This window comes from Streptomyces sp. NPDC054841 (genome assembly GCF_053611045.1).
In genome coordinates this window covers 1-9147 of sequence record NZ_JBSGZO010000351.1, presented here as the reverse complement: position 1 = coordinate 9147, position 9147 = coordinate 1, and the positions used below count along the sequence as shown (strand labels likewise).

Genomic DNA, 9147 nt, shown 5'->3' with positions numbered 1-9147 from the left:
GGACACTCCCGCGGAGCGGGACTGTCCGGGCCGTTCGCTGGGCCAGGGGGTTCAGCCGTGGTCGGTTTTCAGCCGCACCCGGCTCAGCCGTGCCTGGCTCAGCCGTGCTTGGCGCGGGACGCGGCGCGGGCGCGCTCGCGGGCGTCCAGGTTCACCTTGCGGATACGGACCGCCTCGGGCGTGACCTCGACGCACTCGTCGTCGCGGCAGAACTCCAGCGACTGCTCCAGCGAGAGCTTGCGCGGCGGAACGATGGACTCCGCGACATCGGCCGTGGAGGAGCGCATGTTGGTGAGCTTCTTCTCCTTGGTGATGTTCACGTCCATGTCGTCGGAGCGGGAGTTCTCACCGACGATCATGCCCTCGTAGACCTCGGTGCCCGGCTCCACGAAGAGGACGCCGCGCTCCTGCAGGTTCGTCATCGCGAAGCCCGTGACCGCGCCGGAGCGGTCGGCGACCAGCGAGCCGTTGTTGCGGGTCGTCAGGGTGCCGAACCAGGGCTCGTGACCCTCGTGGATGGAGTGGGCGATACCCGTACCACGGGTGTTGGTCAGGAACTCCGTGCGGAAGCCGATGAGGCCACGGGACGGGACGACGAACTCCATGCGGACCCAGCCGGAGCCGTGGTTCGACATGTTGTCCATCCGGCCCTTGCGGACACCCATGAGCTGCGTGACCGCGCCCATGTGCTCCTCGGGCACGTCGATCGTCATGCGCTCGACCGGCTCGTGGACCTTGCCGTCGACCTCCTTGGTGACGACCTGCGGCTTGCCGATGGTCAGCTCGAAGCCCTCACGGCGCATCTGCTCGACCAGGATGGCCAGGGCCAGCTCGCCGCGGCCCTGCACCTCCCAGGCGTCCGGGCGCTCGGTGTCCAGGACGCGCAGCGAGACGTTACCGACCAGCTCGCGGTCGAGGCGGTCCTTGACCTGGCGGGCGGTGACCTTGCGGTCCTTGACGGCCGCCTTGTTGTCGGCGCCCTTGCCGGTGCCGCCGCGGCCGACCAGCGGCGAGGTGTTCGTACCGATGGTCATGGAGATGGCCGGCTCGTCGACCGTGATCAGCGGCAGCGCGACCGGGTTCTCCGGGTCGGCCAGCGTCTCGCCGATCATGATGTCGGGGATACCGGCCACCGCGCAGATGTCACCGGGGCCCGCCTTCTCGGCCGGCTTGCGGGTGAGCGCCTCGGTCATCATCAGCTCGGAGATGCGGACGTTGGCGATCGAGCCGTCCCGCTTGATCCAGGCGACGGTCTGGCCCTTGCGCAGCTCGCCCTGCTCGACGCGGAGCAGCGCGATACGGCCGAGGAAGTTGTCGGCGTCCAGGTTGGTGACGTGGGCCTGGAGGGGGGCCTCGTCGTCGTAGACCGGTGCCGGGATGTGCTCCAGGATCGTGGAGAAGAACGGCTGCAGGTTCTCGCTGTCGGCGGGGACGGTGCCGTCCTCCGGCTTGGTCAGCGAGGCGACGCCGTCACGGCCGCAGGCGTAGACGATCGGGAACTCGATCTGGTCCTCGTCGGCGTCCAGGTCGAGGAAGAGGTCGTAGGTCTCGTTCACGACCTCGTCGATCCGGGAGTCCGGACGGTCCGTCTTGTTGATGCAGAGGATGACGGGCATCCGCCGCTGGAGGGCCTTGCGGAGCACGAACCGGGTCTGCGGAAGCGGACCCTCGGAGGCGTCCACCAGAAGCACGACACCGTCGACCATCGACAGACCGCGCTCGACCTCGCCGCCGAAGTCGGCGTGGCCGGGGGTGTCGATGATGTTGATCGTGATCGGGGCCCCGCCGTCCTTGGGGTGGTACTTCACCGCCGTGTTCTTGGCGAGGATCGTGATGCCCTTCTCACGCTCCAGGTCGTTCGAGTCCATGACGCGGTCGTCGACGGACTCGAGCTGGTGAGCGGCGAAGGCACCCGCCTGCTTGAGCATGGCGTCGACGATGGTGGTCTTGCCGTGGTCGACGTGGGCGACGATGGCGACGTTACGGATGTCGTGGCGCGTGGGCATGCTGGCTAGCGCTTCTCTCGGATCGTGGGATGCGGCGTCTGTTTGCTCGTACGCCCGCCGGGCGGACGCGCCACGGCTGTGTCCTATGGTACGGGGCCGTTGCGTGATGGACTTCCCCGCCCGATCCGAGGCCATGGGACGACCCTGCCCGCCGGTGGCCCCGGCGGGCAAGGGAATTGAGCTGCTTCTGAGGTCCGCGAGCCACCGCGAGGACTCCGGCCGACTTTTTGTGGGCTTTGTCCCATTCCTTAGTGTTTGCCGCCGGACTGGTCGATCAGGTCGGCCTGGCTGTTCTGGTGCTTCTAGCGGTTCTGGTCGTTCTTGCTGTTCTTGCTGTTCTGGTCGTTCTTGCCGTTCGCCGAGGTCCCGGCCTTCTTGAAGCCGATGTCCTGGTAGCGCGGTGCGGCGAATCCGAAGGCGCCCGCGTTCACGAGATCACGCTTGGCCGCCACCAGCTGGGGCCGCTGGTAGAGCGGGATGGAGCCGGCGGCGGCCCAGATCCGGGCGTCGGCCTGCTTCATCAGCTCCAGGGCCTGCCCCTCGTCCAGCTCGGCGACGGCCTGGGCGAAGAGCTGGTCGATGTGGTCCGTGCCGACCCTGGTGTAGTTCTGCTCCACCAGCAGCGAGCCGTCCGCGGCCGGCTCCGGCTTGGCGAAGATCGGACGGGCATCGGTCGCCGGGTAGGCGGAGGCAGGCCAGGAGTACAGGGCGAGGTCGTAGTCGCCGGAGGCGATGTGGTCCTTGAAGTAGCTGTCGTCCGCGACCTTGGTGATCTCCGTGCGGATGCCGATCTTGTCCAGCATCCGGGCGATCCGGTCACCGACGGTGCGCAGCGCCTCGGAGTCCGGCCCCGAGGGGAGGACGAAGCGCAGGACGAGCTGCTTGCCGCCCTTGCCGAGCGGGCCCGCGACCGGGCTCCGCTCCGCCGGGGCCTTGGTGCCCAGGGGGGCGTAGGCGCCCGCGACAGGCCCCTGCCTGTCCTGAGCCTTCGGCATGGCCTCGTCACGGTCACCGCCGGAGGAGTCGCCGAGGGCGTCGGCCTGGCGGCGCAGGGCCACGCTCTGGAGCGCGGCGTACCGGCCGGGCGCGAGGACGTTCCAGCCGTCCTCCGGGGCGGTGCCGCTGTGGCCCGGCTTGTTGTCACCGACGACGTAGAGGCCCTCGTCGGAGGCATGGTCCGCCGCGGCGTGGGCGGCAGGGGCCTTGGCGGCGGGACTGTTCACCGCCGGGCTGTTCGCCGCGGGACTGCTCACCGCCGGACTGTTCACCGCGGGACTGTTCACCGCCGGGCTGTTCGCCGCCGGGCTGTTCGCCGCGGGACTGCTCACCGCCGGGCTGTTCACCGCCGGGCTGTTCGCCGCGGGACTGTTCCCCGCCGGGCTGTTCGCCGCCGGGCTCTTCTCGGGGCCCGCCTTGGTGCCGGGCTCCGCGGTGCGGGCGCCCTCCCGGGTCCAGCCCGCGTCGGCGAGCAGGGCCTGGGCCTCCTCGGTGTCCTGGGCACCGAGCGCACCGCTGCTGTCTGCGTAAGCCGACTGCCCCGCGAGCGCGAGATGGCTGCCGACCGGCCGGGCAGGCAGGCCCAGCGGCTTCAGCACGGCCTCCGCGAGCGCCTTGCGGTCCAGCGCACGGGCCACGGCGCGCCGTACCCGCTCGTCCGCGAGCGGCCCCGACTCGCCGTTCAGCGCGAGCTGGGTGTAGGCGGGCTCCAGGCTCTTGCGGACCACGAAACCGCGCAGCGCGGTCTGCTCGGCGGCGTACTGCGCGATGACGGCCTTGTTCTTGTCGAAGGCGAGCTTCTCCCGGGCGAGCTTCTTGCGGGCGAGCAGCTCCCGGGCGATCCGGGCGGCCTTCCCCTTCTGGTCGTCGGAGGCTTGCGCCGGCGACTGGGGCTTCAGCGGGGCAGACGGCAAAGCGGAGGGGAGGGCGGACGGGACGGCGGACGGCAAAGTGGAGGGCAAGGCGGACGGGACGGCGGAGGGCGCGGCCGACGGCGCGGCGCCGGGGCCCTGACCGCCGCTGTCCGGCCCCTCGCCCCCGCTCCGTACCGCCAGGGCGATGCGGTCCGCGACGCTCCGGTCGATCTCGGCCAGATCCACGGTGCCGGTGGCGAGCGCGGCGGCGCGGCTGTCACGGGGCACGGCTCGCAGCACCAGCGAGTCGAGCTTGGCGGGCGCCCCCCACCAGCGCGGATTGCGTACGAGGGTGGTGGTGCCGGCCTTGCGGTCGACCTTCTGCACGGTGAAGGGGCCGGCCGTCAGCGCCAGCTTCGACCGGATGCCGTCGTTGAACGAGGCCGGCGTCCCCATGGCCTCCTTCGGATAGAGCGGGGTGAAGAGCGACTGCCAGTCGGCGTACGGCTTGGCGAAGGTGACCCGGACCTCCAGGTCGTTCGCGCCCCGTTCGATCTTCTCGATCCGGTCGTATCCGGCGTTGCGCGCGGTCCAGTACGCGGAGTCCTTGCCGCTCAGCGCGCGCCACTGGGCGACGAAGTCGGCCGCCCCGATCTCCCGGCCGTCGCTCCAGACGGCCTTCTGGCTGAGCTTGTAGAGGACGACCTGCTTCGGCTCGCGCTCGACGATCTTGGCCGCTTCCAGATAGTCGGGGTTGCGCTGCGGGCGGCCACGCTCGTCGAGCGTGAAGAGCGAGGGGAGCACGGCGCCGGCGATCCGTGAGGTGGTGGTGTCGGCGTCGGCCTGGAAGGTGTTGAGTGTCGCGGGCACGGCATCGACGGCCCAGCGCAGGGTGCCGCCCTGCTCGACCAGCTCGCGCGCGGCCGGAGCGATGTCCATCGGGGCCGCCGCGGTCTCGGAACCGGTCTCCTCCGCGCTGCAGCCGGCCAGCGCGGGAAGGGTGAGGACGCCGCTGGTGAGAAGCGCGACCGAGCGCAGGGTGCGGGCACGAGGCGTACGGGGGCGAGGCGTCCGGGAGCATGTCCTCCCGCGTGGGGCGCTGGCGTTGGACATGACTTGTACCCCTTCGTCCTATTCCCTGGCGGTTCCTGAAATTTGGCGATGATCACACCTATTGCGCATACACTGAAATCGACGAAGGGCGGGGTGTGACGCCGACACGGCGGTGCGGCTCGTAAACCCCACCCGTGCGGCCCAATGGGGAGCCCCTTACGGGTGGCGCTCGCCGGGAATCGGTGCACACGCCTTCACAACAAGGGATGTGACGCGCAACACTCGCAGGCGCACAAAGAGCCCTCTGGGGGCGACCCCAGAAACCGCATGCCACCGCGACCGCGGAAGTGAGGGCAGTTCATGTCCCTGCAGGACGAATTGACGGACGTCAAGCGCCGTCTCGACGACCTGGCCCGTACGGTCGAACGGCTGGAGCGGAGCCTCACGCAATCGCGAGAGGACGCATCCCGGACCCAGCCGGCCGGCCGCCCCGAAGACCTGGTCACCATCCCCGACACTCCGTACGACAGCTCACTGTGGACGGATTCGGATGACGAAGGCCTGGGTGCGCGCGACCGGCACGCGCCCTAGGAGCTTCGTTGGCCACAGGCACCGAACCCCACCCCGACACAGGCGTGCACGGCGCCTCGCGCGCCGCTATCGCCCCCCGCCACCTCAGGACGGACCGCTGGTGGCTGGCGCCCGCCGCAACCGCCGGCGGGCTGCTCGCCTTCATCGTCTACTCGACCTGGCGAGCCTTCGCGAACAGCGACTACTACGCGGCGCCGTACGTCTCGCCGTTCTACTCGCCCTGTCTCGCGGAGAACTGCGCGCCGATGAAGGCCGGCCCGAACTGGGAGATCTTCGGCAGCTGGTGGGGCCTGTCCCCCGCGCTGCTGATCCTGATCTTCCCGCTGGGCTTCCGGCTGACCTGCTACTACTACCGCAAGGCCTACTACCGGGGCTTCTGGGCGTCGCCCCCGGCCTGCGCGGTCGCCGAGCCGCACAAGAAGTACACCGGTGAGACCCGCTTCCCGCTGATCCTCCAGAACATCCACCGCTACTTCTTCTACACGGCGCTGCCGGTCGCGGGCATCCTCACCTACGACACCGTGCTGGCGTTCCGCGACGAGAACTACGCCTGGGGACACATGGGTCTCGGCACCCTGGTCTTCCTCGTCAACATCGTCCTGATCTGGGCGTACACCCTCTCCTGCCACTCCTGCCGGCACATCATCGGCGGCCGTCTGCGGCATTTCTCCAAGCACCCTGTGCGCTACCGGCTCTGGGGCTGGGTCGGCAAGCTGAACGAGCGTCACATGCAGCTCGCCTGGACGTCGCTGATCAGCGTCGCGCTCGCGGACTTCTACGTCTATCTGCTCGCCACCGGCGCCTTCGACGACCCGCGTTTCTTCTAAGGAAGGTGCCATCTGATGACTCAGCTCGAACGGCAGCAGTGGGACGTCGTCGTCGTGGGTGCGGGCGGCGCGGGTCTGCGGGCCGCCATCGAGGCACGCGAGCGGGGCGCCCGTACCGCCGTGATCTGCAAGTCCCTCTTCGGCAAAGCCCACACCGTGATGGCCGAGGGCGGAATCGCCGCCTCCATGGCGAATGTGAACGCACACGACAACTGGCAGGTCCACTTCCGCGACACCATGCGCGGCGGAAAGTTCCTCAACCAGTGGCGGATGGCCGAGCTGCACGCCCAGGAGGCCCCCGAGCGGGTCTGGGAGCTGGAGACCTGGGGCGCGCTCTTCGACCGTACGAAGGACGGGAAGATCTCCCAGCGCAACTTCGGCGGCCATGAGTACCCACGGCTCGCACACGTCGGCGACCGGACCGGCCTGGAGCTGATCCGGACCCTGCAGCAGAAGATCGTCTCGCTGCAGCAGGAGGACAAGCGCGAGTTCGGCGACTACGAGGCGCGGCTGAAGGTCTTCCAGGAGTGCACGGTCACCCGTGTGCTGAAGGACGGAGAGCGCGTTTCGGGAACGTTCTGCTACGAGCGCGAGTCCGGGCGCTTCTTCGTGCTCGAGGCTCCCGCGGTGGTGCTCGCCACCGGCGGCATCGGCAAGTCCTTCAAGGTGACGTCCAACTCGTGGGAGTACACGGGCGACGGGCATGCGCTGGCGCTGCTCGCCGGCGCCCCGCTGCTCAACATGGAGTTCGTGCAGTTCCATCCGACCGGGATGGTCTGGCCGCCCTCGGTGAAGGGGATCCTCGTCACCGAGTCGGTGCGTGGCGACGGAGGGGTGCTGCGCAATTCCGAGGGCAAGCGGTTCATGTTCGACTACGTCCCGGACGTCTTCAAGGAGAAGTATGCCGAGTCGGAGGCGGAGGGCGACCGCTGGTACGACGATCCGGACAACAACCGGCGACCGCCCGAGCTGCTCCCCCGTGACGAGGTCGCCCGGGCGATCAACGCCGAGGTGAAGGCGGGCCGGGGCTCCCCGCACGGCGGTGTGTTCCTCGACGTGTCGACCCGGATGCCGGCCGAGGTGATCAAGCGCCGACTGCCGTCCATGTACCACCAGTTCAAGGAGCTGGCGGATGTGGACATCACCGCCGAGGCCATGGAGGTCGGGCCGACCTGCCACTACGTGATGGGCGGCATCGCGGTCGAATCGGACACGGCCGCCGCGGTCGGCGTCCCCGGGCTGTACGCGGCGGGCGAGGTCGCCGGCGGTATGCACGGCTCGAACCGGCTCGGCGGCAACTCCCTCTCCGATCTGCTGGTCTTCGGGCGGCGCGCCGGACTGCACGCCGCGGAGTACGCGTCGGGGCTCGCCGCGGAGCGGCCGCCCGTCGACGAGGAGCAGATCGACACGGCCGCGGCGGAGGCCCTGCGTCCGTTCAGCGCGGAGGGCTCGGAGCCCGGCGCGGCCCCGGAGAATCCGTACACCCTCCACCAGGAACTCCAGCAGGCCATGAACGACCTGGTCGGCATCATCCGGCGCGAGGGCGAGATGGCGCAGGCGCTGAAGAAGCTGGCCGATCTCCGGGTCCGCGCCAGGCGGGCCGGCGTCGAGGGCCACCGCCAGTTCAACCCGGGCTGGCATCTCTCCCTGGACCTGCGGAACATGCTGCTGGTCAGCGAGTGCATCGCCCGGTCCGCCCTGGAGCGCACCGAGAGCCGCGGCGGCCACACCCGCGAGGACTACCCCTCGATGGAGCGCGAGTGGCGCCGGGTCAATCTGCTCTGCCGCCTCGCCCCGGGGGCGTCGGCCCCCGGCACGGGCGATTCCGGCGGCCCGCCAACCGGCCCGGCGCGCGGCCAGATCGACCTCGTACGGAAGACGACCGAGCCCATCCGCCCCGATCTGCTCGCCCTCTTCGAGAAGGAAGAGCTGGTCAAGTACCTCGCCGAAGAGGAGCTGTACGAATGAGCACGTACGACGCTCGGTTCAGGGTCTGGCGAGGCGATCAGGGGGGTGGTGACCTCACCGACTTCACGGTCGAGGTCCATGACGGCGAGGTCGTCCTCGACATCATCCACCGGCTGCAGGCCACCCAGGCACCCGACCTCGCGGTGCGCTGGAACTGCAAGGCGGGCAAATGCGGCTCGTGCAGCGCGGAGATCAACGGCAGGCCGCGGCTGATGTGCATGACCCGTATGTCGGTCTTCTCGCGCGAGGAGACGATCACGGTCACGCCACTGCGGGCCTTCCCGGTGATGCGGGATCTGGTCACGGATGTCTCCTTCAACTACGCCAAGGCCCGAGAGGTCCCTTCCTTCGTCCCGCCTCAGGGGGTCGCCGCGGGCGACTACCGCATGCAGCAGGCCGACGTGGACCGCTCGCAGGAGTTCCGCAAGTGCATCGAGTGCTTCCTGTGCCAGGACACCTGCCACGTGGTGCGCGACCACGAGGAGAACAAGACGGCCTTCGCCGGTCCGCGCTTCCTGATGCGCGTCGCCGAACTGGACATGCACCCCCTGGACGCGGCCGCCGAGACCGGCCTGGACCGCAAGCGCACGGCTCAGGACGAGCACGGTCTGGGCTACTGCAACATCACCAAGTGCTGCACCGAGGTCTGCCCGGAGCAGATCAAGATCACGGACAATGCGTTGATCCCGCTGAAGGAGCGGGCGGTGGACAGGAAGTACGACCCGCTGGTGTGGCTGGGGAACAAGATCCGTCGGCGGGACGCGGATGCCTAGGGATGAAGCCCAGGGCGGACGCCTGGGAATGAAGCCCAGGGATGAAGCCTCAGGGCCTGGGCACAGGCCATGACCAGGG

At 69.5% G+C, this 9147-nt stretch carries 6 protein-coding genes; 4 read left to right on the top strand and 2 right to left on the bottom strand.

What is annotated here, in order from left to right; translation table 11 throughout:
* Window positions 1-98 precede the first annotated feature (98 nt).
* Together typA and ACWGI8_RS32635 are read right to left on the bottom strand one after the other, a co-directional pair.
* Window positions 99-2006, bottom strand: a complete 1908-nt coding sequence (gene typA / locus ACWGI8_RS32640; RefSeq protein ID WP_453666458.1) for a translational GTPase TypA — start codon at window positions 2004-2006, stop codon at window positions 99-101.
* 302 nt (window positions 2007-2308) lie between these two features.
* Window positions 2309-4969 carry an ABC transporter substrate-binding protein gene (locus tag ACWGI8_RS32635; RefSeq protein WP_453666456.1) on the bottom strand — a complete coding sequence of 887 codons (2661 nt, stop codon included), beginning with the start codon at window positions 4967-4969 and terminating at the stop codon, window positions 2309-2311.
* A 300-nt stretch (window positions 4970-5269) separates the two neighbouring features.
* Here ACWGI8_RS32635 and ACWGI8_RS32630 point away from each other — a divergent pair, with 300 nt between their 5' ends.
* From ACWGI8_RS32630 to ACWGI8_RS32615, 4 genes are read left to right on the top strand one after another with little or no spacing between them, the layout of a single operon-like run.
* Window positions 5270-5500, top strand: coding sequence for a hypothetical protein (locus tag ACWGI8_RS32630; protein WP_453666454.1), 231 nt, complete (start codon window positions 5270-5272; stop codon window positions 5498-5500).
* Window positions 5501-5508: 8 nt separating this feature from the next.
* The gene (locus ACWGI8_RS32625) at window positions 5509-6327 is read left to right on the top strand and encodes a hypothetical protein (protein ID WP_453666452.1); all 819 of its coding nucleotides are present in this window, start codon (window positions 5509-5511) and stop codon (window positions 6325-6327) included.
* Window positions 6328-6342: 15 nt separating this feature from the next.
* Window positions 6343-8295 (top strand): fumarate reductase/succinate dehydrogenase flavoprotein subunit, encoded by a 1953-nt coding sequence (locus tag ACWGI8_RS32620; protein WP_453666450.1) that lies wholly within the window; start codon window positions 6343-6345, stop codon window positions 8293-8295.
* Window positions 8292-9068, top strand: coding sequence for a succinate dehydrogenase/fumarate reductase iron-sulfur subunit (locus tag ACWGI8_RS32615; RefSeq protein WP_453666448.1), 777 nt, complete (start codon window positions 8292-8294; stop codon window positions 9066-9068). The genes ACWGI8_RS32620 and ACWGI8_RS32615 overlap by 4 nt, the downstream gene beginning before the upstream one ends.
* The last annotated feature ends 79 nt before the right edge of the window (window positions 9069-9147 follow it).

Excerpts from the sequence above, each read along its gene's own strand:
- typA (WP_453666458.1), bottom strand. The coding sequence starts at position 2,006 with ATGCCCACGCGCCACGACATCCGTAACGTCGCCATCGTCGCCCACGTC.
- ACWGI8_RS32620 (WP_453666450.1), top strand. The coding sequence starts at position 6,343 with ATGACTCAGCTCGAACGGCAGCAGTGGGACGTCGTCGTCGTGGGTGCG.
- ACWGI8_RS32615 (WP_453666448.1), top strand. The coding sequence starts at position 8,292 with ATGAGCACGTACGACGCTCGGTTCAGGGTCTGGCGAGGCGATCAGGGG.
- ACWGI8_RS32635 (WP_453666456.1), bottom strand. The coding sequence starts at position 4,969 with ATGTCCAACGCCAGCGCCCCACGCGGGAGGACATGCTCCCGGACGCCT.
- ACWGI8_RS32630 (WP_453666454.1), top strand. The coding sequence starts at position 5,270 with ATGTCCCTGCAGGACGAATTGACGGACGTCAAGCGCCGTCTCGACGAC.